Origin of the sequence: Pectobacterium versatile, assembly GCF_003932035.1 — a bacterium.
Classification (GTDB): Bacteria; Pseudomonadota; Gammaproteobacteria; order Enterobacterales; family Enterobacteriaceae; genus Pectobacterium; species Pectobacterium versatile.
The window spans coordinates 4,110,227-4,136,338 of the sequence record NZ_CP034276.1 but is presented as its reverse complement, the minus strand read 5'-3'; the positions used below and the strand labels follow the sequence as shown (position 1 = coordinate 4,136,338).

General features: G+C 52.0%; 27 protein-coding genes. 14 read left to right on the top strand and 13 right to left on the bottom strand.

What is annotated here, in order from left to right:
* Positions 1-97: 97 nt before the first annotated feature.
* On the top strand, positions 98-1,288 hold the full coding sequence (locus EIP93_RS18735) for a LacI family DNA-binding transcriptional regulator (protein ID WP_039545707.1): 1,191 nt from the start codon (positions 98-100) through the stop codon (positions 1,286-1,288).
* A 56-nt stretch (positions 1,289-1,344) separates the two neighbouring features.
* Here EIP93_RS18735 and EIP93_RS18730 read toward each other — a convergent pair whose 3' ends face one another.
* The 7 genes from EIP93_RS18730 to EIP93_RS18700 all read right to left on the bottom strand — a co-directional run bounded on the left by EIP93_RS18730 (position 1,345) and on the right by EIP93_RS18700 (position 8,946).
* Positions 1,345-2,406, bottom strand: a complete 1,062-nt coding sequence (locus EIP93_RS18730; RefSeq protein ID WP_180790377.1) for an ABC transporter substrate-binding protein — start codon at positions 2,404-2,406, stop codon at positions 1,345-1,347.
* 434 nt (positions 2,407-2,840) lie between these two features.
* Positions 2,841-3,530 carry an SDR family NAD(P)-dependent oxidoreductase gene (locus EIP93_RS18725; RefSeq protein ID WP_125233112.1) on the bottom strand — a complete coding sequence of 230 codons (690 nt, stop codon included), beginning with the start codon at positions 3,528-3,530 and terminating at the stop codon, positions 2,841-2,843.
* 147 nt (positions 3,531-3,677) lie between these two features.
* A complete protein-coding gene (locus tag EIP93_RS18720; RefSeq protein ID WP_103861839.1) occupies positions 3,678-4,148 on the bottom strand; it encodes a NanQ anomerase/TabA/YiaL family protein in 471 nt (156 codons plus the stop codon).
* A 63-nt stretch (positions 4,149-4,211) separates the two neighbouring features.
* Positions 4,212-5,399, bottom strand: coding sequence for a sialidase family protein (locus tag EIP93_RS18715; protein WP_125233111.1), 1,188 nt, complete (start codon positions 5,397-5,399; stop codon positions 4,212-4,214).
* Between the two features lie 3 nt (positions 5,400-5,402).
* Entirely contained in the window at positions 5,403-6,818 is a 1,416-nt protein-coding gene (locus EIP93_RS18710) for a sodium:solute symporter family protein (protein ID WP_039483619.1), read from the bottom strand.
* A 38-nt stretch (positions 6,819-6,856) separates the two neighbouring features.
* Positions 6,857-7,741, bottom strand: coding sequence for a dihydrodipicolinate synthase family protein (locus tag EIP93_RS18705; protein WP_039470120.1), 885 nt, complete (start codon positions 7,739-7,741; stop codon positions 6,857-6,859).
* A 68-nt stretch (positions 7,742-7,809) separates the two neighbouring features.
* Positions 7,810-8,946 carry an iron-containing alcohol dehydrogenase gene (locus EIP93_RS18700; RefSeq protein ID WP_103942280.1) on the bottom strand — a complete coding sequence of 379 codons (1,137 nt, stop codon included), beginning with the start codon at positions 8,944-8,946 and terminating at the stop codon, positions 7,810-7,812.
* 236 nt (positions 8,947-9,182) lie between these two features.
* On the opposite strand from EIP93_RS18700, the gene dtnK reads away from it, so the two are divergent.
* The 4 genes from dtnK (at position 9,183) to EIP93_RS18680 (ending at position 13,213) form a co-directional block, all read left to right on the top strand.
* Entirely contained in the window at positions 9,183-10,511 is a 1,329-nt protein-coding gene (gene dtnK, locus EIP93_RS18695) for a D-threonate kinase (protein ID WP_125233110.1), read from the top strand.
* On the top strand, positions 10,504-11,484 hold the full coding sequence (locus EIP93_RS18690) for a D-threonate 4-phosphate dehydrogenase (protein ID WP_103861835.1): 981 nt from the start codon (positions 10,504-10,506) through the stop codon (positions 11,482-11,484). Before dtnK ends, EIP93_RS18690 begins: the two co-directional genes overlap by 8 nt.
* Before the next feature lie 204 nt (positions 11,485-11,688).
* Positions 11,689-12,513 carry a DeoR/GlpR family DNA-binding transcription regulator gene (locus tag EIP93_RS18685; protein ID WP_103861834.1) on the top strand — a complete coding sequence of 275 codons (825 nt, stop codon included), beginning with the start codon at positions 11,689-11,691 and terminating at the stop codon, positions 12,511-12,513.
* A 16-nt stretch (positions 12,514-12,529) separates the two neighbouring features.
* Complete coding sequence (locus EIP93_RS18680) at positions 12,530-13,213, top strand: HAD-IB family hydrolase (protein ID WP_125233109.1); 684 nt, start codon at positions 12,530-12,532, stop codon at positions 13,211-13,213.
* Positions 13,214-13,255: 42 nt separating this feature from the next.
* Here the strand turns inward: EIP93_RS18680 and EIP93_RS18675 are convergent, their stop codons facing one another.
* From EIP93_RS18675 to EIP93_RS18650, 6 genes are all read right to left on the bottom strand, one after another.
* Positions 13,256-13,831 carry a TerD family protein gene (locus EIP93_RS18675; RefSeq protein WP_125233108.1) on the bottom strand — a complete coding sequence of 192 codons (576 nt, stop codon included), beginning with the start codon at positions 13,829-13,831 and terminating at the stop codon, positions 13,256-13,258.
* Between the two features lie 72 nt (positions 13,832-13,903).
* Entirely contained in the window at positions 13,904-14,482 is a 579-nt protein-coding gene (locus tag EIP93_RS18670) for a TerD family protein (protein ID WP_095700566.1), read from the bottom strand.
* 52 nt (positions 14,483-14,534) lie between these two features.
* Positions 14,535-15,578 carry a TerC/Alx family metal homeostasis membrane protein gene (locus EIP93_RS18665; RefSeq protein WP_103861831.1) on the bottom strand — a complete coding sequence of 348 codons (1,044 nt, stop codon included), beginning with the start codon at positions 15,576-15,578 and terminating at the stop codon, positions 14,535-14,537.
* A gap of 25 nt (positions 15,579-15,603) precedes the next feature.
* The gene (locus EIP93_RS18660; protein ID WP_095700564.1) at positions 15,604-16,059 is read right to left on the bottom strand and encodes a tellurite resistance TerB family protein; all 456 of its coding nucleotides are present in this window, start codon (positions 16,057-16,059) and stop codon (positions 15,604-15,606) included.
* A gap of 23 nt (positions 16,060-16,082) precedes the next feature.
* Positions 16,083-17,243, bottom strand: a complete 1,161-nt coding sequence (locus EIP93_RS18655) for a TerD family protein (RefSeq protein ID WP_103861830.1) — start codon at positions 17,241-17,243, stop codon at positions 16,083-16,085.
* Positions 17,243-17,824, bottom strand: a complete 582-nt coding sequence (locus tag EIP93_RS18650; protein ID WP_103861829.1) for a TerD family protein — start codon at positions 17,822-17,824, stop codon at positions 17,243-17,245. Before EIP93_RS18650 ends, EIP93_RS18655 begins: the two co-directional genes overlap by 1 nt.
* Positions 17,825-18,146: 322 nt before the next feature.
* Here EIP93_RS18650 and EIP93_RS18645 point away from each other — a divergent pair, with 322 nt between their 5' ends.
* From EIP93_RS18645 to EIP93_RS18605, 9 genes are all read left to right on the top strand, one after another.
* Entirely contained in the window at positions 18,147-19,211 is a 1,065-nt protein-coding gene (locus EIP93_RS18645) for an ATP-grasp domain-containing protein (RefSeq protein WP_103861828.1), read from the top strand.
* Between the two features lie 6 nt (positions 19,212-19,217).
* Positions 19,218-20,360 carry a phosphoribosyltransferase domain-containing protein gene (locus tag EIP93_RS18640; protein ID WP_105879787.1) on the top strand — a complete coding sequence of 381 codons (1,143 nt, stop codon included), beginning with the start codon at positions 19,218-19,220 and terminating at the stop codon, positions 20,358-20,360.
* Positions 20,353-21,135: an HAD family hydrolase gene (locus EIP93_RS18635; protein ID WP_103942290.1), complete on the top strand. Its 783-nt coding sequence runs from the start codon at positions 20,353-20,355 to the stop codon at positions 21,133-21,135. Before EIP93_RS18640 ends, EIP93_RS18635 begins: the two co-directional genes overlap by 8 nt.
* The gene (locus EIP93_RS18630) at positions 21,128-22,210 is read left to right on the top strand and encodes a cysteine protease StiP family protein (protein ID WP_103942292.1); all 1,083 of its coding nucleotides are present in this window, start codon (positions 21,128-21,130) and stop codon (positions 22,208-22,210) included. Before EIP93_RS18635 ends, EIP93_RS18630 begins: the two co-directional genes overlap by 8 nt.
* Positions 22,210-23,163 (top strand): HpcH/HpaI aldolase/citrate lyase family protein, encoded by a 954-nt coding sequence (locus tag EIP93_RS18625; protein ID WP_103942294.1) that lies wholly within the window; start codon positions 22,210-22,212, stop codon positions 23,161-23,163. Before EIP93_RS18630 ends, EIP93_RS18625 begins: the two co-directional genes overlap by 1 nt.
* A 346-nt stretch (positions 23,164-23,509) precedes the next feature.
* On the top strand, positions 23,510-23,974 hold the full coding sequence (locus EIP93_RS18620) for a tellurium resistance protein TerW (protein WP_103942296.1): 465 nt from the start codon (positions 23,510-23,512) through the stop codon (positions 23,972-23,974).
* A gap of 158 nt (positions 23,975-24,132) precedes the next feature.
* Complete coding sequence (locus EIP93_RS18615) at positions 24,133-24,771, top strand: vWA domain-containing protein (RefSeq protein ID WP_103861822.1); 639 nt, start codon at positions 24,133-24,135, stop codon at positions 24,769-24,771.
* A 39-nt stretch (positions 24,772-24,810) separates the two neighbouring features.
* Positions 24,811-25,455, top strand: a complete 645-nt coding sequence (locus EIP93_RS18610; RefSeq protein ID WP_103861821.1) for a TerD family protein — start codon at positions 24,811-24,813, stop codon at positions 25,453-25,455.
* A complete protein-coding gene (locus EIP93_RS18605) occupies positions 25,456-26,094 on the top strand; it encodes a vWA domain-containing protein (protein WP_095700553.1) in 639 nt (212 codons plus the stop codon).
* Positions 26,095-26,112: the final 18 nt, after the last annotated feature.

Here is a 26,112-nt window from a genome sequence, read left to right as displayed (position 1 = left end):
GTTGCTTACCCCTTCACGCTAGCCTGAAGGCAATGACGTAACAGGCTGTTATCGCGACCGTGCGATGAGAAAAATGACGAATGGAGAGGAAGTGAGCATGCGTAAGCGTCGCAGTACCGGTAAGGTTACGCTACAGGATGTCGCCGACTACGCGGGCGTAGGGACGATGACGGTATCGCGCGTGATGCGCAAACCCGATCTGGTCTCTGAAAAGTTACGCAGCAAAGTGGAACTGGCCGCCAGAGCATTAGGCTATGAACCCAATCAAGAAGCCAGCCAGCTTACCGAGAGCACCCATCGCGTAACGCTACAGGACATCGCGAACCATGCCGGTGTCGGCGCCATGACGGTGTCCCGCGCGTTGCGGGAGCCCGGACTGGTTTCTGATGCCACGCAGAAGAAAATCAATGACGCGATAAGAACGCTGGGCTATGTACCGAATCAGGCCGCAGGCGCACTGGCATCAGCCTATCAGCCCGCTATCGCGGTGCTTTATCCTTTTCAGCAAGATCGCGCCAGCGTTCGTTTTGTGCAGGCGCTGCAACAGGCGGTGGGCAAGCACAACATTCCATTAATCATGGGCTGCCATGAATATCGCCAGCATACCGAAGCGGGCATGGTCGAAAAACTCTTGCAGCAACGGCCTGCGGCGCTGGTGCTGTTTAGTGCGCAACTCTCACAGCGAACTCAGGACATCATTCAGGCGAGTAACGTCATTACGGTGAACGTCTCCGGTGCTGATGCGCTGAGTGCAAATATCAATATTGATATCGCCCTTGCTGAAGCGGCGGAGCAACTGACGATGTCGCTGCTGGAAAAGGGATATCGTCACGTGGCTTATATTGGCGCTCATACGGATAACCGTTTGCAAAAACAGCAGTTGAACGGCTGGAATAAAGCCATGCTGGCGCACTATCACAATGCGGATTTGAAAATTACTATCCCGGAAGCACCCAGCCTGCAATTTGGCCGTTACGCCATGACGGAACTGCTACAAAACCAGCCGGAGCTGGATGCGATTATCTGTAGCCATGAGGAAATTGCACTAGGCGCGCTCTTTGAATGCCAGCGCCGCCTGATGAAAGTCCCTTACGATCTGGCGATTGCCTGTCTCGATGGTTCCGAACAATGTGAGCACACGTTCCCAGCGTTAACCGCGATGCGGCTTGACTATGAAAAGCTGGGGGCGGAGGTTGGGCGTCTGGTGCTCGCCATGATGGACAACGACGATCACCCGCCCGTACTGGAAAAGGTGAAATTTATCTTTGAGCCCCGCGCCAGCAGCTAACAGGGAGCTGAGCAAGCCTGCATCTTTCTCATGCAGGCCTGCCACACGCGGCGTGATTAGCTGCCTGCATCGACATGCTTATCGTCGAAGAAGTAGTCTTTGACGGATTCCGGCTTGTTTTTAATCGCCCCAACGCGATGCAGGAATTGACCCAACTGCAAGGTTTTGTGCGGCGTCACACTGAACGACACCTCCGGGCTTTTCAGAATGCTCAGCAGCAGCTCGCGATCGATACGCGATTTGGTCACGCGAATGAAGGCGTCAGCGGCCTCTTCAGGGTGCGCGCTGGCGAAATCCGCCGCTTCTGCGATGGCATTAACGAAGGCACGGTAGGTCAGCGGATTGTCCTGGCGGAATTTTTCGGTGGCGTAGAGCACGACCGGCGAGTTCGGTCCGTCAGTGACCTGATAGGAATTCAGGATGATATGCGCCTTAGGATTACCTGCCAGCGCTTGTTCCTGAAACGGAGAGTTGGAAAAATGCGTGGTGATTTCCGTGCCGCCGCTGATAATCGCAGCGGTGGCCTCTGGGTGTGGAATGGCGACCTGAAGTTTATCCAGACGATTATAGGCTTTATCGCCCCACAGTTCGGCAGAGGCCTGTTGCAGGAAACGTGACTGGACAGAAACGCCCACCGCAGGAATGGCGATGCGATCTTTGTCTGTTAGATCCGTAATGGTTTTTACGTTGGGATTATTACTGATCAGGTAATAAGGGAAGTTACCTGTCGCCACCACTGCACGTACATTCTGACGGCCCTTGGTGCGATCCCACAGCGTGAACAATGGCCCGGTGCCTGCCCCAGCGATATCCACCGAACCGGAGAGCAAGGCATCGTTCACCGCGGCACCGCCGGAAAGTTGTAGATATTCGACCTTGATATCCAGCCCTTCTTCCTTGCCATGTTTTTCAATCAACTTTTGATCCTGCGCGACATTCAGCAGCAGGTAAACGATCCCGAATTGCTGCGCGATGCGCAACTGTCCTTCCGCCTGTGCCAGAGTTGGCAGACCGAGTCCCGACAGTAAAACCGCGCTGGCTACTGTCAGACCAAGCCATTTACGACGTAAAGCGTTCCCGGAGTGAAGAGGGCGAGTAGTATTGCTTTTATTATTCATAATGACCTGTCCATCAATAGGTTGGGCTGTGTGCAGCCTGATAAAAGATAAGGATGAAAATATCGCCTTTCTGAGAGTAGGGAAGCGCACGGTGCTTGATAAAGAGTTTTTTGACATAAGCTAGACGGGGAATGTAGGGGGCGAAAATTTTATTTTCTTTAATTAGCTTGGTTTCTCCTGAGTGTTATCCGTTTGCGAGATTATTACTGTGGCAATTAGCCCGTTGAACTATTTATCATCTTGTTTTTGAAAAGATAAAATGCGAAGGGGGAGTTAATTGGTAGGTGGATTAACACGGCGATTTTTTGCCGATGGCGTCGAGGTTGGACAAAAACATGCCAGTTTTCACACTTGCTTAGCGATAATTTATCTAGGCTTGGGGGAGAAGCGGCAAGCGCCTGCGCTGTTGCCGCTATCCCGTGTATTAAGCAAGGTTACAGCGATGCACCGCCGCACATCACCAACTGCTGGCCGGTAATGGCCGCGGCAGACGGGGAAAGCAGGTAACCCACCAGATCGGCCACTTCCTGTGGCTGGATGAAGCGTCCAATTGGCGGCAGTTTCGGCGGAGAGCTTTGGCGACCCGGCATGGTCAGCATCGGTGTTTCCGTTGCGCCCGGCGCGACGATGTTTACCGTAATGCCGCGTGGAGCCAGTTCTGCTGCCCAGCTTCTTGCCATGCCGATCATTGCGGATTTTGTCGTGACGTACTGGCTGCGTCCTGCTGAACCGCTGGACGTGCGGCTGCCCAGTAGCACAATTCTTCCACCTTGCGGCAGCTTATCGACCAGACGATCGGCAAGCACCTGTGCCGCGTTGATATGCAAGCGCCACAGCGTTTCGCCGTCTTCCAGCGAAAGCTGGCCGAGCGGGGCCGCTTTCATAATGCCAGCGGCATGGATGACGGCATCAACTTGCGTAATCTCGTCCAGAATGGCCGTCAGCGCGGGTGTATCCATGATATCCACCGCGCGGTGGGTAAAGTTTGGATGTGCATAGTCACCCGGCTTGCGTGACAGGCCGGTTACCCGCCAGCCTTCCGCCAGTAATTTTTGTGTGATAGCGGCACCGATCCCTGAGCTGCTACCGGTAATCAGGGCGTGTTTAGGGGCTGTAGCTGACATGTGTCTCCTTAATGCATCCCCGTCATACTTCAAGCTGCATGTGCGTTGGCTTCTCTTACTCACCCCAGTCACTTACTTGAGTAAGCTCCTGGGGATTCGCGCAGTTGCCGCCTTCCTGCAACTCGAATCATTTAGGGGATAACCATTTTAATACAACAACGTGACGGGGATTTTAAACACGGCTTTTTTGACCGGAGCAGGGCTGTCGTTAATCGCACACAGCGCCTGATGAGCTTCACCTGGATAGAAGGTGACGAAGTCGCCTGCCCGCAGGTGGATCTGATGCGGCACCTGAGGATTATCCAGAATATAGAGATCCGGCTTACGTTCAGTTGCGGGCTGACCATGCACATCATTCAGACCGTAACCGATAATCTCCTCGCCTTCCAGAATCAGTTGAATATCGAGATAGTTGCTGTGAAATTCGGTATGTCGCGTGGCGCGTGGTGCGGTGTTCACGGTGCCGATGTTGTAGAACCATTCGGCACCTTCCGGCTGATAACGGCCTTCGGGCAGCGCATTCAGTTCAGCTAACGACATGCCCGGTGCGGACAGAATGGCCCACAGCGCATCGGGCAGCGTGGCGAGTTTGAGGGCGTTGAGGTTTCCTGCAATCATAATCGAGTCCTGAAACTAGCGGGGGAGAGCCCCCGCTGATAAAGAGAAAAAAAGCCGCGCGGTTTAGTTCGCTTTGACCCACTCCTCACTCACCACGACGTGCTTGATCGCCTGTCGGAAGTAAGTGAACGCGACGTGCAGCTTACCGTCCTGCGCTTGTTTGACGCTGGGGTAAGAGAACTCGCGGTTCAGCTTCTCCGTGGAGTTATTGGTCATGCAATAACCGTCGCCCACTTCGATATTACGCTGCCACGGCCAGCTTTTACCGCCGTCTTCCGAAATGGCGAGCGTCATCGGCGCGCGCGGAGCACCCCAGAAGGCGCTACGACCACCGGCTTGTACTTCCGGCATTTTGGCATCACTGGCTTTGTCTTCTTCATCCTCGATTTCATCGTACAGCGACAGACGGCGCTCGGTAGCATCGGCGGCGCTCATATGGTTGAACACCAGTGCCAGATGGCCATTCTCCAGCGTCGTTACCTGAATGGACGAGTTGTTGTTCGGCAAATCGGTTGCCACGGGATCTGACCAGGTTTTACCGCCGTCCGTTGAACGACTTTGGTAGATGAAATCCGCCCAGCGGCTGCGGTACAGCGCCAGCAGCGTGCCGTCCTGCAACGGGGTGATGTTCATATGCACGCAGCCCGTGCTGTTTGGCACCGGGTATTCCTGCCAGGTTTTCCCCTGATCGCTGGAAATTTTCACGGCGCTGTCGTCATCGTTGCCGACCCATTTCTCACCCGGCTGAACGCGGCAGTAGAACACCGGCAGCAGCCAGTCACCGTTTTCCAGCACGGTGATAGGCTGGCGGATAAAAGTGCCGGGCTGATCGAGCAGTGTGCCGATCTCGCCCCAGGTCGCCCCCAAATCTGTAGACTGACGGTAGCGCACAATTGCGGTGTCCTGATTACCGGATTTCTGCGCGGTGTACAGTAGCCACAGCACGTTGTCCGGCGCGAGGAACAGAACCGGGTTCTGCTCGGAGCGCGTAGCATCTTCAGACAGCTTAACGGCTTTACTCCAGCTATCGCTGCCTTTCACCAGACGGGACATATAGATAGAGATATCCGCAATCCCTTCTTGTGTGCCGCCAAACCAGACGCACAGTACATCGCCGTTCGGCAGATGGAGCAGGTTGGCCGCATGATTCTGCGGGCATTCCGATGGAATGTAGGCGTCCAGACGCGCGGCATCGCCTTCTGCGTGATGAACTTTTCCGCTACGTTCCACAGTAATGATTTCGCTACTCATGACTCAGGCTCCCGATTTATTTTCAGTTGGAGAGGTTTTGATTTTGTTCGCTTTGTTCGGAATCATGCGATCGATCAGTATGACGACAGCAGGGGTAACCAACGCGACATACATGTTATCGATGCCGTATGGGTTGCCGAGAATATACCAAACAGAGGTGACCACGCAGGCGGAGATCAGGCTGGCGTTTGCACCGCGGGCGCTGCCGAAGAACGGCAGGTAGAACGCAATGACAGCAACCACGGAAATCGACAGACGAATGGCACGCGTAAAGAATGACAGTTTCAGGATTTCAGGGACGAACAGAACGAAGATGAGCGGCGCGAAACCTACGACAAGCGAGAGGATCCGGGTCATTTTCATTTCTTTTTCTGGCGTCGGTTTCCAGTAAGGAACGTAGAAGTCCTTAATCAGCAGGGAAACGATAGCCAGTGCCACCATACTCACGCTGATGAAGATAGACGCGACCAGTGACGTGGTGACCAAGCCGGCGAGCCATGGGTTCATGTCTTGCAGGAAGACTGGCATCGCGTACAGGCTGTTGATTTCAGGGTGAGCAAACTTCGCCGCGACACCGATGACCGCGATAGCAAGTGCAATCGGCATACAGAAGAAGAAGGCAACCCAGGTGGCTCGTTTGGCGCTGGTGGCATCTTTCGTTGATGAAATGGCCTGAATCACGAACTGCGTACAGAAGATAGAACCGATGGTCCCGATCAGCCAGGCGAAGATGGTGCTGGCACCGAGTTTACCGTCCCACGTCCAGTAGTAATCCGGCATTTGTTCGATCATTGGCTTGAAGCCGCCGGTCATTTTCAATGCCACGAACAGAATGATCATGACGCCAGCGTATTTCACGGCGCTGTGGATCAGTGTGATGTAGGCCGTTCCTTTCAAGCCACCGAAATAGTAGTAGAAGGTACTGACGATAGCGGTGATCAACGCGGCGACAGGCAGGGAGACTTTCAACACCGTGGCGATGGCTGCCGCGCCGCTGACGTAGTTGCCTACGTTAACCAGCAACAGCGCATAGATCATGATGATCGAAATGATGTTCTTGGTGCTGGTACCGTATTTCTCGGCAATCGCGCCGGAGATGGTGATTTTCCCGGTGTTATAAATCTTCTTCACCAGAATCATACCAAACAGCGGGAAACCGATGGCGGCGCCAATCACCGACCAGGATGCGGCAAAGCCGTTCTCAAAGGCGGACTGTGCCGTACCGATGGTGGATTTGGCACCGATGAACTCGGTCATCAGCAGGATACCGACGATAAACGCCGGTAGCGCGCGTGAGCCTTCCATGAACTCGGTGTTCGATTTACTGCGGAGCTTGTAGGTTAACCATGAGGTGAATGCGATATAAAACACAATCATCCCAACGATTATGAGGGTGTCAGTAAAGTTAAAATGGTTCATATCTTCTCGGCCTATAAGTGGAAATTGATATTTCTCTGTTACTGCGAGAATTGACTAAGTATGTTGCGGATGTTGTCTTCATCCTGTGCGGAAAACTGGATCGGATAGCGGCTGACGCCGACATCTTCACCCATAATCGCCAGCGCTTTTTTCACCACAGCCGGTGAGAACGCGATGGCGTACAGTGTCTTACGCAATTCGGCAACCTGTTCTTGTGCCTGACGGGAGCCTTCGATGTCACCCGCGTTGAAGCGGTGCCAAATTTGGCTGATCGGTTCCGGTGCCACGTTAGCCAGCCCGGAAATACAGGCGGAGCAGCCGTCAACAAAGCCCTGGTGAATGAGCGAGTCTGGGCCATTCAGTACGTTAAAACCCTGTACACCTTTCACCGCTTGCACGTAGCCGCTCAGGCTTTCATAGCTGCCTGCGCTGTCTTTAATGCCGATGATGTTCGGGTGATCCGCCAGCGTGCGGACGGTTTCCGGTGCCAGCGTATTTCCCGTGCGTGCAGGAATGTTGTAGAGAAACACCGGCACAGTCAGCGCATCGGCGACGGCGGTGTAGTGGGCGATCAGTTCTTCCTGTTTGAGTGGGATGAAATACGGGGTGATGACCGAAACGGCATCAACACCCAGCGCGGCGATGCGCTTGCCGAGCTTGATGGTTTCCCGCGTGGAGATTTCACCGATGTGGCCGACAACCGGCACTTTTCCGGCAACTTCATCAACGCAGGTTTCCGTGACGGCGACTTTCTCATCGGTGTGCAGAACGAAAAACTCACCGTTGGTGCCGTTACAGAAAATACCGTTGCCGTAGCGCATCTGGCGCTGAACCTGAAGACGCATGGCAGCGGGGTTAAATTCGCCCTGGTTATCAAACGGCGTGACGATGGCAGTTAGTACGCCGGTAATATTTTTACTCATTGTTCTTCCTCGTGACACGTAATCAAAAAGATGAAAATTTAAAACCGTTCTACCTAAACCCGCGCGCTTTAAAACAGGGTCAGATAAACCTCACGGACATCGTCGGCGCTGACCTGTGTCGGCACGTTTTTCATCAGGCGCTGAACCTGTAACGCGGCATCAACCAGGTACGGCAGGTGGTCTTTTTCCACACCGAGCTGCTGTAAGGTGTTAGGCAGATTGAGTCGTTTAACCAATTCGCTGAAGTAGGTCACCAGCGCCTGCGCTTTTTCCGCCGTGCTGAGCGTCAGATCGGCATCCGGCAGCAGGTCATACGCCTGTGCGAATTTGTCCTGTGCGGCGTCCTGCACGAAACGCATGCAAGGGGCGAGTAGGATGGCGTTCGCTACACCGTGTGGGATGTGGTACTTGCCGCCCAGCGGGTAAGACATGGCGTGAACCAGATGCGTACCGGAGTGGGCAATAGCGGCACCGCCGTAATAGGACGCCCACAGCATGTTCAGCTTGGCTTCCATATTGCTCGGCTCGCGCACGGAGGTTTCGAGGTTGGCAAACAGCTTTTTCAGGCCAATCAGCGCGTAGTTGTCGCTGACTGGGTTGGCGATCGTCGAGGTGAAGCACTCGATCAGGTGGCAGAGTGCATCGATACCGGTTGAAGCGGCGATATGCGACGGCATGCTGATGGTCAGCTCCGGCACCAGCGCAACGTAATCCGGCAGCATCACTGGCGTAATAATACCGACTTTGGTCTCTTTTTCTGGGATCGCCAAAATGGCATTCGGTGTGGCTTCTGAGCCAGTTCCTGCGGTGGTCGGGATCAACAGTGATGTGGTGCGGCGAGTCGGCTTCTCTCCTGCCAGCAGGCTATCCAGCGTGACGGTGTCATCGCCCGCGCACAGCACAGAAAGTAGTTTGGCAACATCCAGTACGCTGCCGCCGCCTACGCCGATGACCAGATCGGTTTGGATTTGATTGAGCTGGCTCAGTATCTGGGCGACGTCGTGCTGGCTTGGTTCGGCAGGAACATGATCAACCAACAGAACCTGCGGAACGGCTTGCTTAACTTGTGCGATCAGCGCCTGAACGTCAGGCAGCCCGACGATGTTTTTGTCGGTGACAAATAAAACGTGCTGTTTCCCTGCCAACAGGTGACTAATGTCCTGAAGTACCCGGTAACCGCTGAGGATAGTGCTATTGATGTTCATGCTTATTACCTTGCCTTTTCTCTTTCGCCAGAGCGTTGTCGCTATGATGATAATGGTTGCGATGGTGATTACTTTCAGTCAAATAGCGTGGTTATCATCACGCAGAAACGCCATTTGCCACATCGTGGTGATAATTTATAGGTGAAATTCCTTTTAAATAATTTGATATTGCTCACATATAATCAAATGTGATTCAATATAATCATTATCAGGTAATCATGAACCGGGGATGAGGTATGTCAAACGTGCAGCAATCAGCAGAACAGGTATTAGTAGTCGCTGATGACTTTACGGGTGCCAATGATTCGGGCGTCGGTCTGGCGCAGCATGGCGCGCGGGTTAGCGTCGTATTTGACGTTAATAAACTGCATGCGGATTTACTGGGTGATGCGGTGGTGATCAACACCGATAGCCGTGCGGCGCGTGACGACGTGGCGTCTCAACGTACCGCAGAAGCGGTTACAGCCTGGCAGGCTGCTGGCGGACAAGGCTGGATTATTAAGAAGATTGACTCGACGCTACGTGGGAATCTGGGGGCGGAAGTGGCTGCTGCGCTGTCTGCGGCAGGCGTGCCCGTCGCGCTGATTGCTGCCGCGTCCCCGACGCTGGGGCGCGTGACCCGCAAAGGTGAAGTCTGGGTGAATGGGCGCCTGCTTACCGATACAGAATTTGCTAGCGACCCAAAAACACCGGTGGCTTCGGCGTCTATCGCTGCCCGTCTGGCAGAGCAAACCGCTTTATCCGTGGCGGAAATACACCTTGATGACGTCCGCCAGGACAATTTAGCCGACCGTTTGCAGCAACTGGCGGACGAGGGCGTACGTCTGATTATTCTTGATACCGACGAGCAGGACGATCTGACACATATCGTTCACGCCGCCAGAACGTTGCCATTTCGCCCCTTGCTGGTTGGCTCGGCAGGCCTGAGCGAAGCGCTGGCGAATACGCAGAATTTTACGCGTAAGACCGAAAGGCCGCTGCTGGCTGTCGTCGGGTCGATGAGCGATATTGCTCAAAAACAGATTGCGGCCGTCAGACTGCGCGGTGATGTCACGCTGGTTGAGATTGATATCAACGCACTCTTTTCACTCGACTCGTCCACCGTCATGGCATCTCAGTGTCAGGACGCGGTGAAGGCGCTGATGAACGGTAATCACTGCATTATTCGTACCTGTCATAACGAAAATCAGCGCTTCGAGATTGACGCGCGGTGCCAGCAGCTTGGGCTTAGCCGACAGCAGCTTGGCGAAACGATCAGCCACTATCTGGGGGAACTTACGCGCAATATTGTTCAGGCGCTAGACAGCCTGACGGCGGACAGGGCTAACCGGCGCCTGCCGAGTGGGCTGTATTTATCCGGTGGTGACATTGCGATTGCCGTGGCAACCGCACTGGGCGCGACCGGCTTTCAGATTAAGGGGCAAATCGCATCCTGTGTGCCCTGGGGATACCTGCTGAACAGCGTTGTCGGCACGACCCCTGTGATGACTAAAGCGGGGGGTTTTGGCAACGAAACTACTTTGCTCGACGTTTTACGTTTTATTGAGGAGAAGGTCAGTGAGTAAAATTATTGCGGTAACGATGGGTGATCCGGCAGGGATTGGACCGGAAATTATTATCAAATCGCTGGCCGAAGGCGAGCTTTCCGGCGCATCCGCCGTGGTGGTGGGCTGCGTACAGACGATGCGACGTATTCTGGCGCTGAATATCGTGCCAGCCGTAGAACTGAAAATTATTGATAAACCGGCTGACGCGGTCTTCGCGCCGGGCGTCATCAACATGATTGATGAGCCGTTGGAAGATCCGCAGGCGCTGAAGCCGGGTCTTGTTCAGGCGCAGGCGGGTGATTTAGCTTACCGCTGCATTAAGAAAGCGACCGCGCTGGCGATGGCGGGTGAAGTCCATGCGATTGCCACCGCGCCGCTGAATAAGGAAGCGCTGCACTCGGCAGGCCATCTCTATCCGGGCCACACCGAACTGCTGGCGAAGCTGACCAACAGCCGCGACTATGCGATGGTGCTGTATACCGATAAGTTGAAGGTGATCCATGTTTCAACGCACATCGCGCTGCGTAAGTTCCTGGATACGCTGAACCGCGATCGTGTGGAAACCGTGATCGAGATGGCGGATGTCTTCCTCAAGCGCGTTGGTTTTACTCACCCGCGTATTGCCGTTGCCGGGGTTAACCCGCATGCGGGTGAGAATGGCCTGTTTGGTGATGAAGAGATCACCATCGTGTCGCCATCGGTTGAAGCCATGAAAGCTAAAGGCATTGATGTCTATGGCCCGTGCCCGCCGGATACCGTCTATTTGCAGGCGTATGAAGGACAGTACGACATGGTGGTGGCGATGTATCACGATCAGGGCCACATTCCGCTTAAGCTGCTGGGCTTCTATGATGGGGTGAATATCACCGCCGGATTGCCGTTCATCCGCACGTCTGCTGACCACGGTACGGCGTTTGATATTGCCTGGACAGGGAAAGCGAAGTCAGAAAGTATGGCGATTTCTATCCAGCTCGCCATGCAACTGGCCTGATTGGCAGTAACCCATCACGGTTGATAGCACGGTTTTTTAAGCTACAGTGCACATTGCAGGATATCTTCCTTCCCGCGTTCGGGAAGGTTTCTGGTATCCTGCAATCAAGAACCAACAATGTAAAATAACTTTATACCCCCAATAATTCGAGTAGCGCAGCCAACGCACAAGCAGCTTGAAGTATCACAGGTATATGACAGCAAGATGGATATCGCCGTGGATCCTACATTAACTGATGCTTTCCGCATGAGCGGGGATAAAGTAAAAGGGCAGAGCCGTCTTGATCAGATTATGGATTACCTGAAAAGCCATAATCTGGTGACGGTAGATGAACTGGTGTCCGTGATCGACGCTTCCCCAGCGACGATTCGTCGTGATTTGATCAAACTGGATGAGCAGGGTGTGATTAGCCGCAGTCATGGCGGCGTGACGCTCAATCGTTTTATCCCTTCCCAGCCGACCACGAATGAGAAATTACATCGTAGCCTTCAAGAAAAACAGGCGATAGCTCGCTATGCCGCGACGCTGGTTAAACCAGGCAGTGCGGTGGTGCTGGATGCGGGAACGACCATGCTGGAACTGGCGCGAAACCTGACGCATTTGCCGCTGCGTGTGATTACCGCCGATTTGCAAATTGCGCTGTTTCTGTCTGAGTTCAAGCAGATCGAAGTGACGATTATCGGTGGACGTATTGATGACAGCAGCCAGTCCTGCATTGGCGAACACGGCCGCCGTCTGTTACGCAGCATTTACCCCGATATCGCGTTTATCAGTTGCAACTCGTGGAGTCTGGACAAAGGCGTTACCACGCCGACGGAAGAGAAAGCGGGCATAAAACAAGATCTCGGTGCGAATGCCAGCCGCCGGATATTGCTGGCCGACAGCAGTAAATACGGTGCGTATTCGTTGTTCTGCGTCACGCCCCTGTCGGAATTAACCGATATCATCACCGACAGCGCGTTAGCACCCGAGGCGCAAACGGAACTGAAAGGCAAAACGTTCAATCTGACGCTGGTTGGTGGTTTATAGGGGAGTTTTTTGACCAATGAGCACTGAGTTTAATCGGGCTCGTCAGGTTCTATCGGTCTTCGACTTCGATGGAACGTTGACCTACCATGACAGTTTTATTCCTTTTTTACGTTTCGCCTTCGGCAAGCGTGTTTTTGCTCGCCGAGTGATACATCTGGTGTTGCCTTCCGCGCGTTGTATACAGCGCAAATTGACGCGAGATGAACTCAAAGAAGCGCTCATCGCCACCTTTCTTACGGGTATCGACGTTTCCTGGATGCAGGAAAAAGCAGAGGCCTTCTGCAACCGCAAGTGGAATACGTTGATGCGCAAGTCAGGCTTACTTGGTGTTGCCGCAGAACTCCATTCCGGGGCCGAAGTGACACTCTGTTCAGCATCGCCAGAGATCGTGTTACGTCCTTTTGCCGATCGACTTGGTATCAAACTGATTGGGACGCAGCTTGAAGTGAAAAATGGCGTACTGACTGGGAAGATTAACGGGCATAACTGCCGATGTCTTTATAAGGTAGAACGCTTGGAAGGGGTGTATGGCCCGCTGAGCCAATATCATTTGCGCGCGTGGGGTGATACCCGTGGCGACTACGAGCTATTAGCATCCGCTCAAGATGCGCACTGGCGTCATTTTCACCCGCACTGGATGCGGCTCAAGCCGCTTGCAAAACGGTTGCTGCTATCGGGTGTCGTTAAAGGACATCCTTAAATATTAATGGCTCCCCAGTTTTAACCGAGGAGCCAGTATCAATTAGATATTGACGCCGTGCTGGGACGCAAGGGCGGACAACCCACCCGCGAAACCTTGACCTACGGCCTTGAATTTCCACTCAGTACCGTTACGGTACAGTTCGCCAAAAATCATGGCAGTTTCGGTGGAGGCATCTTCAGATAAATCGAAACGAGCAATTTCAGTGCCCGTATCATTGTTATATACGCGCATGAAGCTGTTGCTGACCATACCGAAGTTTTGTTTACGACCTTCTGCATCGTAAATAGTCACGGAAAATACCAGCTTTTTCACTTCAGCCGGCACCTTCGCCAGATGGATTTTCACCTGCTCATCATCGCCGTCGCCTTCTCCAGTACGGTTGTCACCTTGGTGTTCAACGGAGGCGCATGGGCTCAGCTTATTATTGAAGAAAATAAAATTAGCGTCAGACAGTACCTTGCCATCTTCACCTACCATAAATACTGAGGCGTCCAGATCGAAAGATTGTCCATCGGTGACACGAGAGTCCCACCCCAGGCCGACCATGGCAATATTCATGGCTGGTGCTTCTTTCGTCAGGGATACATTACCGCCTTTTACCAGAGAAACTGCCATTTTATAGCTCCTGCTTTAGATTGGATTACCGGGCAGTTCAGGCTGCCCGGAGGGGAAACAAGGTGAGGGTTATCAGGATGCGTTGATACCGTACTGTGAACAAACAGATGCCAAACCACCCGCATAGCCTTGACCAACTGCACGGAATTTCCACTCCGCATTATGGCGATACAGTTCACCGAACAGCATTGCGGTTTCGGTTGAAGCATCTTCAGTCAGATCGTAGCGTGCGATTTCGGTCTGAGTGTCATCGTTTACCAGGCGGATGAACGCACCGGAAACCTGACCAAAACTCTGGTTACGTGTTTGTGCATCATGAATCGTGACAACGAAAACGATTTTGTCCACTTCAGTTGGAATCAGATCTAGCTTAATTTTCAATGACTCGTCATCTCCATCGCCCGCGCCTGTGCGGTTATCGCCGGTGTGAGCCACTGAGCCGTCAGCAGACTTCAGGTTATTGTAGAAAATGAAGTCAGTATCGCCACGCACTTTGCCGTTAACATTTAACAGGAATGCCGAAGCATCCAGGTCAAAGTCCTGACCATCTGTTGCGCGGGCATCCCAGCCAAGGCCGACTAAGACATTTTTCATCGTCGGCGCTGCTTTGCTCAGTGAAACATTACCGCCTTTAGAAAGAGAAACGCTCATTAAATTAACCTCTTAAGTTGATATTTCAGAATTCAGTGTAAGGAGAAGAAGATTAGCTCTCCTTGTTCTCCTCAGCATCGGGTTTACCTGGGAACATGATACTGATGATAATACCTAGCGCCAGTACACCCAGAACAACAAGTAGGCTGGTGGTTGCCGAGATGCCATAGCCATGGTGCCATATGTGATCGGTTGCGTTCAGGCCAAGCTTGGCGGCAATGAAGAATAGCAACACAATAACGGCTTTTTCCAGATGCACCAGATATTGTTTCAGCGCTTCCAGTACAAAATAGAGTGTACGCAAACCAAGGATAGCGAACATCATGGCGCTATAGACGATCAGCGGTTCACGGCTCACGGCAATAATAGCGGGAACAGAGTCAAAGGCGAACATCACGTCAGAAAGTTCTACGACTGCCACACACAGCATCAGTGGGGTGGCGTAAAACGCGGCTTTGGTACCACGGCCAATGGTGACGTCTTTGTTCTCTGGTTTAGCGAGTTCTTCGTCCACTTCCTTCTGGTTTAACAGAAAAGCGTGGCCTCGTAATTTTGGCCAGATAGGGAAGAAACGCTTAACTAAACGATAAGCAAGGTGCTGTGAGTAGTCCTCGATCTCATCACTATCGTCACCGCTTCTCAACATCATGACGGCGGTCCAGGCAACGATCAACGCAAAGACGATCTCCACATAAGGCCCCAGGCTGAGCAGCCCAGTCCCGATCGCAACGAAGATACCGCGGAACACGATGGCCCCGATAATCCCCCAGTAAAGAACGCGGTGACGGTAGCGGTCTGGAACGGAGAACCAGGAGAAAATCGCCATCATCACGAACAGGTTATCTACCGACAGCACTTTTTCCAGCGCATAGCCAGTGATGAACAAGCTGGCGACCTCGGTACCGTGGTGAATATAGAGGAACCCTGCAAAAGCCATTGCCACCGCGACCCAAAACACAGACCAAAGTGCAGCGCTTTTCAATGAAATCGGCTTATCATGGCGGTGCATGAATAGGTCGATAAAAATGGCCCCGATAGCCAGTGCTATGAAAACAATGACGGTTTCTGTCGGGAAGCCGATATTAGTGGACACCATAAATAACCCTTAGAGGATATTGACATCAAAGGCCGAAATCGGCCGGTTGAAACCCAAGCGCTGTTGCGATCTCGCGCACGGCATTTTGTTCTGCTGCATCGAAATCACCGTCACTTTTAGCAACAGCAATACCCACTCGCAGGGCGAGTTGTGCCGCTTCAGGCTGATCTTTGAGCGCCAGGATATATTTCATCGTTTCGCCTTTTCCAATTTCTTCATCGAAATCGAAACTGGTGGCTAACTTGTTAAAGAATTCAATGACTTCAGCAGTATCAAATACTTTTAACTCTTCTGATGATTTGAGAAAACCGATCATCTTCTGTTTTTCTTCTGCACTCACACCACCGCTGGATACCGCGATACGGACACAAACAGCGACAGTACCTTGCAGAAATTTCTTGTTTTTGAAGCGTCCGACCTGTTTGGTCAACTCTTCCCGACTGGCGTTAAAGGCACCTTTAACCTTATTAAGAAAACTCATTTTTAAACCCTCGTAAAATGAAACTATTTTGAGCCCGCTTTCCAGCGGAACCCCCAACCATGTGCGTTATCCATCTCGCCGTGGTCACGGAAGAATTGGTTGATACGTTCTACCTTGATGCTTCCCCCTTCATTGACAAGACGTGCGACAGCACACATGCTGCGATTATCTTGTCCTTCCGTCATGCGGGTTTCGATAGGCGGTTGATCGGGGATGTGTAGCGTGACTACGCCATCGGTTTTATCCCAGCTAGGCACACCTTCGTAGATAAAGGCGTAAATCAGAATCTGACGCAGGTTCTTCCATTCACGACCGTTGATATGCAGCCATTCGCCATCTGACACATCACCAGTACGGTCATCCCCTTTGAGCAGGACAAACGGCTCGTTCTGGTAGTCACCAAAGCGGCCTCCCAGAGCCTGAATCACGGTTTTGTGACCATCTTGCATTTCGACAAAAGCACCGAGGTCGAGATCGACGCCCTTACTGCCACCAAACATACCTCGTAGCCCAGAAGCTTTACTTTCACGATGCCAGTTGAGGTTGATGCGGATCTCGCCGAAGTTGTCTCGCTTCTCCAGGCTAATGGCCGGTTTTTCTTTGGTGAGTGATACCTTGCTCAGGTTGATGCGGGTTGGTGCGGGAGTCGGTGCTGGCGTGGGCGCAGGCGCTGCGGTAGGCGCTGGGCTTGCCGACACCTCAATACCAAAGTGCTCGGCGAGAGGCTGTAGCCCGCCGTTAAATCCCTGAGCGATAAAGCGGAATTTCCAGTCGTTGTTACGACGGTAAAGCTCTCCCAGGATCAAGGCCGCTTCCTGGCGTCCTGCCAATTCGACGTTGCCGTTAACCAGAACCTCATTATCAGCCTCAACTTGAATGTTGAGTCGCTGTAAATTTGTGACGGTCTGGCTGCCTTCACAGGCAACGGTGAAGGCGACTTTTTGTACGTCTGGTTTTAGTCGGGTAACATCGATAGTGAAAACGGTGTTATTCCCTTCGTTACTCAGACTGATACTGCCGTCATCGTTACGTGGCTGACCGTAAAAAACCATATCAGCATCGCCCTGTACCTTACCGGTTGAGAACAGACGGAAAGCACTGGCGTCTACTGCTGAGCCGGAAAGTATACGAACCTGCAACGTTTTATTGGGGACGGGGGCATTGCCTCCTGGGATCAAATTCATTAGCGCACCACCGTAGTAACAATATCGGCGTGCATATCACTAATGGTGCGACCACGACAGGCCTGCCCATGAGCCGTGAAATCCCATTGGCCGTTATTGCGACGCAGCGAGGAGATAACGATACCAGTATGAGAACCTTGTTCGGTCAACTGATAGCGAGCCTGTTCTTTATTGGCCTGATCAACAACGCGGCAGAATGCATTTTCAACTTCATTAAATGTTTGGCCACGGAAGCTGTTCACGGTGAACGCCAAATATTCGACGTTTTGAGGTAACCGGTTCAGATCAACGCGGATCACTTCGTCATCGCCGTCTCCTTCGCCGGTCAGGTTATCACCGCTATGCACTACCGACCCACAGGAGGATTTCAATTTACGAAACCATACGGTATCGATTTCATTACCCGCTTTGTCGAGCAGCACGCAACCAGCATCGAGATCAATTGACGCATTGCCGCCAAATAATCCCCCTAAAAGGCCCTTCTTTTTGAGTGGATCCCAGCCTAAACCAAAATGAAGATTGCTGATTGCAGAAGACTGTTTACTGAGAGAAATTGTCTGGTTTTTACTTAACGAAACCATAGCCATATTCCTTATAAAGGTATTGAAAAGAACAACGCTTTTTACACCAAAATCCATTGATGAAGAAAATCATATCATGATGTAGTTTGTGAGCAAGAAACTTTTTACCTTTTATTGTTTTAAATGTATCATGCTAATGATTTTAATATGAATATTAACAAATATGCATAAATCATCGATGGCGTATTGCTATTTTAAGATGTTTCATTAAGGTTTTTTATTTACTTGATGTAAATCATAATATGATTGACATATAGAGATGGCATAAATAGACTCAGTACGCTTAAAGTAATCAGTCAACACCGTATGGAAATACATACCAATGACACATAAAATTTGGCTGATGGAAGGTTTGTCTTCCCAGCGCGATATGATTTTGGCGATCAAGTCTTTTGCCGAAACGCGCCGTGCAGATGTGACCATTTTTGCCTCTCATCGTAATGAACGTAATGAAATTTTGTCTCTGGCCGATCATGCGATCCTGGAGCCTAAAGACGAGGCTGCTCGACTCTCGTTTATTCTCACCATCCTCAAGACGCAGGGAATTCATGTCATCCATGCTGGCCGACATGGCCGCTGGTGCGAAAACCATCGACGTGAAATTGAATCCCTTGGTGTAAAACTCACTACTGGCACTGTCGATGCCAAATCGTTACTGATAGCGGATGACAAAGTCTCTTTTGCCGATGAAATGGAGAAACTGGGGCTGGCTGTCGTGCCGTCAATTCGCGTGTCCTCTGTTGATGAACTCAGGCAGCAGATCGCTGCGGCACCTTTTTCTGGTGCACCGCTGTGCGTGAAACCTGTAACGGGAATTTATGGCATGGGTTTTTGGCGTTTTGATGATAACGCCTCACCGATGTCGATATTTACCGATCCAGACAGACGTCTGGTTGCACCGAAATACTATTTGCAAGCACAGGAAGAGGCGGGGAATTTTGCGCCGCTGGTACTCATGCCGTACCTGCCGGGGCCGGAATATTCTGTCGATATGCTGGTAGAAAACGGCACCGTGTTGGCGGCGGTTGCGCGGCGTAAGGTCGGTGCGCTGCAATATCTGGAGAACAGTGGTGAGGCTTATCAGCTCGCCATTGCCTGCGCTGAGGCAATGCAGGCAGATGGTTTAGTCAATGTGCAAACCCGCAACAATAGCGATGGGATACCCCAACTGCTTGAGATCAATATGCGCCCTTCTGGTGGCATCGGTTATACCCGTTTTAGTGGCGTAAACCTGCCCGGCCTATTTGCCCTGCGCCAACTGGGATTACTGAGTACACAACAGGTGGTTGAGCTGGCGGCTGACGCTTTTTCGCCCGCGACAGTACGCGCTATAACCGATGTTGTCCGTTACCAGACCACGTTGTCTAATCGACTTCAAGAAGGGTAAGTCGCCATGTCACAGGTTTCACCACAGACCGTTTATACCCGCAGCCTTTCTTGTGGCACACTGAATGTGACGCCAACGGGCGGCGCAGCGGCGCTGGATACATTGTTTGATATCGCTGAACGCCGTAATCCCAAGCGTGCCTTTTTGTTTGTTAGTAAGGTTCTGGGGCGACATATTCCTGTGTCTCCAACGGTTATGCGCGGTGTTTATCGCCAGCTTGCAGAACAGCTCCCCGCTTCTATCGCGGGTCCCGTGCTGTTTATTGGCATGGCTGAAACTGCGGTGGGTTTGGGTGCAGGGGTTTTTGATGAGGTGAGGCAACGGGTCAGTGACGCCGTTTATTTGACTTCCACTCGTCATCCGCAAGATGGCGAACTGCTGTGTGAGTTTAAGGAAGCGCATAGCCACGCTACCGATCACCTGATCTATCTTCCCGACGATGAACAACTGCGTCGTCGCGTACTTGATTCGCGTTCTCTGATCCTGATCGATGATGAAGCGACCACTGGCAATACATTCATTAATTTACTCGCTGCACTGCGTGAAACGACGTTATTCAAGCATTTGCAACAGGTGTTTGCCGTCACGCTGACTGATTGGAGCGGTAGTGCTCTCGCACAGCGCTGCCCTTTACCGATTCAGTCGATCTCTCTGGTTCAGGGCGACTGGCAGTGGGTGCCGGAGCCAGATGCACCACTGCCTGTGATGCCGACGGTTAACGTTACGGCACGTGGTAATGTTGCGATCACTGGCAAACAGAGCTGGGGACGTTTGGGAATGGTTGCACCTGCGGGGGATTTAGGACGAGATTTATGCGTGTCGCAGGGTGAAAAAATATTGGTGTTGGGCAGTAGTGAGTTTGTTTGGGAGCCTTTCTTACTGGCAGAACATTTGCACACGCAGGGGGCCGAGGTTAAGTTCGGTTCAACTACGCGATCGCCTATCGCAAACGGATTCGCTATTCAGTCAGCGATAACGTTCAATGATAATTACGGGCTAGGCATTGCGAATTTTGTCTACAACGTGCTGCATCAACGTTTTGATCGCATTTTGCTCTGCGTGGAAACGCCGCCAGAGAGTGTTGATTCCCAATTACTCGATGCGCTGGCGACGGTTGCGCCCCAGGTGGAGATTATCAGCTATGACTAAGCCCGTTATTTTTTCTGACCTTGACGATACCCTGTTTCAGACGCGGCGTAAGATGGTTGATGAGCTGGATCTGGAGCCGTACCGCACGGGAGCGCTGGATCCCAGCCTGACGCCGCGCAGTTTTATGACTGAAGAGCAGGCGATGCTGGTGGACTGGATGCTGGAACACGCTGAACTGATTCCGGTGACGGCGCGTGGCACGGAGGAAATCGCCCGTGTGACCATCCCTTTCCGCTCTTGGGCGGTCACCACACATGGTGCGGTGATCCTCACCCCGCAGGGTGAACCAGAAAGTGACTGGAAAGCGCAGATATTGAGCGATCTGGCACCCTATGCGGAGCAACTTCACGCGATGCAGCAGGGCATCACCGAACTGATGGCCGCGCGTGGAATTAACGGCTGGGCACGCATTAATTACGAATATGGCGATACCCCGATTTATCTGGTGATGAAGCACCGAGATAGCACCAGACTTGAGGAGCTTTACGCTATCGCCGATGAAATAGAGCAGTGCTATCCGACTCAGGGTTTTTACGTGCACCGCAACAGTAACAACATTGCCTGGTTACCTAATCCGGTAGAAAAAGGGCTGGCAGTGACTTATTTACTCAATAAATTGCGCGCGGAACGGGGAACCTTTCCCGTTATTGGCTTGGGAGATAGCCTCAGCGATCACCGTTTTATGAAACTCTGCACCTGGTACGGGTTGCCCCGACAAGGCCAGTTTGCGGAGGCGATCGCCCGCCGCGTTTTCGGAGACCCCAAAAATGCATGACGATATCACGCCCTTCTCGGGTTCCTATTTACCAGATGACATCCACTTTTTGCTTCAGCCCGTAGAGATTGAAGTGACTTCTGTGGAAGAGAAGGAACGGCTGATTCAATCGGGCGCTAAGCACTATTCAGATATGCTGAGTCAGGAACCGGAACCGACGGTGTGGCACCTTGAACTGTTCTCCCGCGCCCTCGAACAAGGGGGGGCTCGTTTAGCTCGAGAGGTACAGATGCTCGCGCAGACGCTGGCAGAGCGTTTTGGTGATACGCCGATAGTGTTGACCAGTTTAGTGCGTGCAGGTGTTCCTCTGGGCGTGATGCTGCACCGGGCTTTGCGTGCTATGGGGAAAACGTCCTACCACTATGGCATTAGCATTATCCGCGATCGGGGCATTGATAACACCGCGCTGGAATGGATTGAAACCCGCCACGGCAGCGAGGGCATTGTGTTTGTTGATGGCTGGACGGGTAAAGGCGCTATCACGGGTGAATTGATCCGATCCTTAAAGGGGAGAGCGGGATATCCCGCTCAGCCGCGCTTGGTCGTACTGGCAGATCCCTGCGGTTGTGCCTGGCTGGCGGCGAGCAATGATGATTGGCTGATTCCGTTCGGGATTATGGGCGCACCTGTTTCTGGGTTGATATCCCGGTCTTTATGGGCCGATAACGGGCTGCACGGCTGTGTGATATGCGATCACCTTAAGCGCTATGAGTGCAGCCAAATGCTGGTGGATACCATTGAGGCGCTGCATGGCTCGTCCTCTTCTGTGGTTCCATCATGTTGTGAGTCACTGCCTGAACGACAGCGTTATCTTCAACAACAGAGCGAAAGGGTGATTCGCACGTTGGCTGAACGCTATGACATCAACAGTATCAATAGAATAAAACCGGGAATCGCTGAAGCAACTCGTGCCGTGTTGCGCCGTGTACCGGACCATGTTTTGGTGCGAAAGCTGGACGATCCCGATGTCGCTCTGTTGGTTTATCTTGCCCAGGAAAAGGGGATTACCATTACTGAAGTCGGTGATGAAATTGGTCAGTACCGTGCGGCTACGATCATCAAAAAGGTGCTCTGATGAACAAAAGGCTTTCTCCCTGGAATCTCGGTGCGACGCTTTATATGCCTGCCACGCGTACCGATATTGCTGATGTTATCCTGAACGATAAGATTAGCGGGCTGCGTTCTCTGGTTATTTGCCTTGAAGATGCGGTCGCTGAAAGCGATGTGCCTCTGGCACTATCACGGCTCCGTGAACTGCTGACGAGATTGGCACAAGCGAGAGACGCCGATGGAAAAGCTGACTGGCCGCTGGTTTTCGTTCGTCCGCGCGACAGCGAAATGGGGCAGTGGCTTGTGGATGAAATGGATTTGAGTCCGCTAGATGGGCTGGTGCTACCCAAATTTACCCTGTCTTCCTTGCCTCTGTGGTGGGAAGCTGTGCGTAATAGCGAGCTTTGCATGATGCCCACGCTGGAAACAGAAGATGTTTTTGACGTGGTGCAGATGCGTGAATTAGCCACTCAACTCCAGTCTCACCCTTGCCATGAGCGAATTATCGCCCTGCGCATTGGGGGAAACGATCTGATGAATGTGATCTCACTGCGGCGCTCGCGCCACCTGACTTTATATGATGGGCCTATGGGGTATGTGATCAAAATGCTGGTCTCGATATTTGCGGCCCGAAATTTCGCTTTGACCGCACCGGTCTGTGAACATATTGACGATCACGAGATCATGTCCCGCGAACTCGCGTTGGACATGGCACATGGGTTGGTAGGGAAAACGGCTATTCATCCCAAGCAAATTACGCTCATTGAGCACGCGTTGATGGTATCGGCCACCGACTATGCGGATGCGTTGCGTATCCTGAACTCTAGCCAGGCGGTGTTTAAATCTCAGGGATCGATGTGCGAGCCTGCCACGCATCGGCGCTGGGCATCGGAGATTCTGGAACGTGCTCAGGTCTATGGCATCGCGTCAGAGCAGAATCAGGGGCCGCGCTTTATTGCAGCAACGCATAACCATTGAGGCGATGTTGATAGAGGGTAGAGCGTTGCGATATTCCGTTCTGCTTGGGGGAACATCCGGTATTTTCTCTGGTTTATCTCTCGTTGAAAATTTGTCTGTTAGAGTGAGAAATATTAAAGTTTTGCATAGGGATGCAGAGGGCGTGCTTAGCCGCTGCCATCCTTATTGTCTGCCCATGCTCAGAAACGATGGTGGCGCTATGATTACCCAGCGTTAAGGGCTGCGGTATGATAGTTCGTTAATTAACAGTAGTTAGCATGAGAGAGTCATCTAGAAAAATGCCAGTGAACACGCTTATTTTTCAGCCCATACGATCATTATTCTGGCATGCAGGGTGTGATTCTCTATGCAACTAAGCACCCGTCAGGTACGTGTTTTCCAGCTCGCCAATATCCTGGGAACGGGGAAGCCCGTTGCCGCCGCACAGATCATCGCCGCGCTTGATTGCTCGGAACCTACGTTGACCCGTGTACTGAAGGAGCTGAGAAACACGTATTCCGCTGAGATAAAATACAGCAAAGCACTACACGCTTATCATATGGTTCAGCCCGGCCAGCTCGATAAAAAAACGTTACGTCGTATGGCGGAAGCGCTGTCATCTAACGCCGCGTTTAAAGAAGAAACGGTGAGTCGGGTTTTTCTGGATAAAGAAAAAAAGAAAGCGGTTTCTCTGTCATTAAGGATGTCTATCTTGCGTAAGATCGACACGCTTGCAAGCCTGAAAGAGGTGACGCGTAGCGAAGCAGTGGAAATGCTGATCGATAAATGTGCGAATGAGTTGATTCGCGCTTCCTCGCCGTCAAAAAAATAACTCACATTATGCTGGCCTCTCTCGCCCGTGCCTTTCTCTGTATCTCATTCTCTTCCCTCAAGTTAACCGGTTGACGATGCGTGTTTTTTGTTGAGATAACGACCAGATTGATTATGATGTCTCAATCGTATTATTCATAAAATTAATGGATTGATGATATGCGAAGACTACCGGTCTATTTGTTACTCGATACCTCAGGCTCAATGCATGGTGAGCCAATTGAAGCCGTGAAGAACGGGGTACAGACACTCCTCACGACGCTACGCCAAGACCCTTATGCGCTGGAAACGGCCTATGTTTCCGTCATTACCTTTGATACCTCTGCCCGCCAAGCGGTACCGCTAACCGATCTGCTTAATTTCAAATCCCCCGATCTGGTTGCCAGTGGCACGACTGCGCTGGGTGAGGCGTTATCACTGGTAGCACAGGCTATTGGGAGTGAGGTTAGGAAAACCACGGCGGAAACTAAAGGAGATTGGCGTCCGCTGGTCTTCATCATGACGGACGGCGCACCGACGGATGACTGGCGTAAAGGTGTTGCTGATTTTAAATCGGCACGTACTGGCGTTGTGGTTGCTTGTGCTGCTGGGCAGGTAGCAGAAACGAAAGTACTACAGGAAATTACTGAGATAGTCCTACGACTTGATACCGCGGATTCGAATTCCATTAAGGCTTTTTTCAAGTGGGTATCGGCGAGCATCTCGGTTGGAAGTCAAAAAGTAGAATCTGGTAAAAAAGAAGTTATCGGTCTTGACGATCTTCCGCCGCCGCCGCCAGAAGTGAATGTCGTGCTCTAAGTGAATATAGTGCTCTAACAGAAAAAACAAGGAGACTGTATGTCAGTCAGTTTGCGTAAAGGACAAAGTGTTAGCCTCAAGAAGAATGAATTCGATCTCTCCTCTGTGACCATCGGTCTAGGCTGGGACATCAGTGAAGAGAAAAAAGGATTCCTCGGGGGAATCTTTAGCAAAAAAACAGAAGATGAGTACGATCTCGATGTGGTTGCCTTCCTGTGTAACGCCGAAGGGAAAGTGGTCGATTTGGGGAAAATCGAAGAGGGTCGGCCAACGTTAGATAACGGGGATGTGATCTTTTTTAATAACCAGCGACATCATTCAGGGCAAATCTGGTTAACTGGCGACAACCGCACCGGCGCGGGAGATGGCGATGATGAGCAGATTATTGCCAACTTGAATACGCTGGATGCCAGATACGAAAAGATCGTCTTTATTGTCCAGATCTACAATGGTCGGGAACTGCAACAGCACTTTGGCAAAGTACAGAATGCCTTTATCCGCGCCGTGGATGCTAAAAATATCGAAATGGCGCGTTTTGACCTATCTGGCGGGCCTGCATTTAACCAAAAATTCTCCATGGTGTTTGCTGAACTGGTACGTGAAGGGACGGGCTGGAAACTTAGCGCGATTGGCGAACCTTCCGATTCAGATTCCTTTATCACGCATTTAAAGAGCTACCTGTAAATGAGACGTCTACCGGTTTATCTCTTGATTGATACGTCAGGCTCCATGCGTGGTGAGTCCATTCATGCGGTCAATGTGGGGATCCAGGCGATGCTAAGCGCGTTGCGTCAGGATCCTTATGCGTTAGAAAGTGTCTATATCTCAATCATCACATACGATAATGAAGCGCGAGAGTTTATCCCGTTGACGCCGCTGGAAGATTTCCAGTTTACCGATATTGTGGTGCCTAGCGCGGGTGGAACGTTTACGGGTGCGGCCCTTGAGTGCCTGATTCAGTCAGTCGATCGCGATATCAAACGTTCCGATGGCGATCAGAAAGGCGACTGGCGGCCTCTGGTGTTCCTCATGACCGACGGCAGTCCCTCTGACGCCTATGCGTACGATGAGGCAGTGAAAGAAATCAAAAAACGTGCTTTTGGTTCGATCATTGCCTGTGCCGTTGGGCCGAAAGCCAAGCATGAACACCTTAAACAATTGACCAGCCAAGTGGTGGCGTTAGAAACGCTGGACTCTACGGCGTTTGCCGGTTTCTTCAAATGGGTTTCGGCGAGTGTTGCATCAGGTAGCGCTAGCTCCGGTGTCAATGCGGGTCAGGATAACCTGCCGCCACCCCCTCCCGAAATACAGCTGGTTCTGTGACACCAAGGCAGGGCTCCC

Bases quoted from the DNA above. Each gene is read 5' to 3' on its own strand.
- EIP93_RS18705 (WP_039470120.1), bottom strand. From the start codon at position 7,741: ATGAGTAAAAATATTACCGGCGTACTAACTGCCATCGTCACGCCGTTT.
- EIP93_RS18680 (WP_125233109.1), top strand. From the start codon at position 12,530: ATGAGCACTGAGTTTAATCGGGCTCGTCAGGTTCTATCGGTCTTCGAC.
- EIP93_RS18730 (WP_180790377.1), bottom strand. From the start codon at position 2,406: ATGAATAATAAAAGCAATACTACTCGCCCTCTTCACTCCGGGAACGCT.
- EIP93_RS18735 (WP_039545707.1), top strand. From the start codon at position 98: ATGCGTAAGCGTCGCAGTACCGGTAAGGTTACGCTACAGGATGTCGCC.
- EIP93_RS18655 (WP_103861830.1), bottom strand. From the start codon at position 17,243: ATGAATTTGATCCCAGGAGGCAATGCCCCCGTCCCCAATAAAACGTTG.
- EIP93_RS18720 (WP_103861839.1), bottom strand. From the start codon at position 4,148: ATGATTGCAGGAAACCTCAACGCCCTCAAACTCGCCACGCTGCCCGAT.
- EIP93_RS18675 (WP_125233108.1), bottom strand. From the start codon at position 13,831: ATGGCAGTTTCTCTGGTAAAAGGCGGTAATGTATCCCTGACGAAAGAA.
- EIP93_RS18635 (WP_103942290.1), top strand. From the start codon at position 20,353: ATGACTAAGCCCGTTATTTTTTCTGACCTTGACGATACCCTGTTTCAG.
- EIP93_RS18660 (WP_095700564.1), bottom strand. From the start codon at position 16,059: ATGAGTTTTCTTAATAAGGTTAAAGGTGCCTTTAACGCCAGTCGGGAA.
- EIP93_RS18620 (WP_103942296.1), top strand. From the start codon at position 23,510: ATGCAACTAAGCACCCGTCAGGTACGTGTTTTCCAGCTCGCCAATATC.
- EIP93_RS18605 (WP_095700553.1), top strand. From the start codon at position 25,456: ATGAGACGTCTACCGGTTTATCTCTTGATTGATACGTCAGGCTCCATG.
- EIP93_RS18710 (WP_039483619.1), bottom strand. From the start codon at position 6,818: ATGAACCATTTTAACTTTACTGACACCCTCATAATCGTTGGGATGATT.
- EIP93_RS18645 (WP_103861828.1), top strand. From the start codon at position 18,147: ATGACACATAAAATTTGGCTGATGGAAGGTTTGTCTTCCCAGCGCGAT.
- EIP93_RS18650 (WP_103861829.1), bottom strand. From the start codon at position 17,824: ATGGTTTCGTTAAGTAAAAACCAGACAATTTCTCTCAGTAAACAGTCT.
- EIP93_RS18700 (WP_103942280.1), bottom strand. From the start codon at position 8,946: ATGAACATCAATAGCACTATCCTCAGCGGTTACCGGGTACTTCAGGAC.
- EIP93_RS18625 (WP_103942294.1), top strand. From the start codon at position 22,210: ATGAACAAAAGGCTTTCTCCCTGGAATCTCGGTGCGACGCTTTATATG.
- EIP93_RS18670 (WP_095700566.1), bottom strand. From the start codon at position 14,482: ATGAGCGTTTCTCTTTCTAAAGGCGGTAATGTTTCACTGAGCAAAGCA.
- EIP93_RS18685 (WP_103861834.1), top strand. From the start codon at position 11,689: ATGGATATCGCCGTGGATCCTACATTAACTGATGCTTTCCGCATGAGC.
- EIP93_RS18725 (WP_125233112.1), bottom strand. From the start codon at position 3,530: ATGTCAGCTACAGCCCCTAAACACGCCCTGATTACCGGTAGCAGCTCA.
- dtnK (WP_125233110.1), top strand. From the start codon at position 9,183: ATGTCAAACGTGCAGCAATCAGCAGAACAGGTATTAGTAGTCGCTGAT.
- EIP93_RS18630 (WP_103942292.1), top strand. From the start codon at position 21,128: ATGCATGACGATATCACGCCCTTCTCGGGTTCCTATTTACCAGATGAC.
- EIP93_RS18615 (WP_103861822.1), top strand. From the start codon at position 24,133: ATGCGAAGACTACCGGTCTATTTGTTACTCGATACCTCAGGCTCAATG.
- EIP93_RS18640 (WP_105879787.1), top strand. From the start codon at position 19,218: ATGTCACAGGTTTCACCACAGACCGTTTATACCCGCAGCCTTTCTTGT.
- EIP93_RS18715 (WP_125233111.1), bottom strand. From the start codon at position 5,399: ATGAGTAGCGAAATCATTACTGTGGAACGTAGCGGAAAAGTTCATCAC.
- EIP93_RS18610 (WP_103861821.1), top strand. From the start codon at position 24,811: ATGTCAGTCAGTTTGCGTAAAGGACAAAGTGTTAGCCTCAAGAAGAAT.
- EIP93_RS18665 (WP_103861831.1), bottom strand. From the start codon at position 15,578: ATGGTGTCCACTAATATCGGCTTCCCGACAGAAACCGTCATTGTTTTC.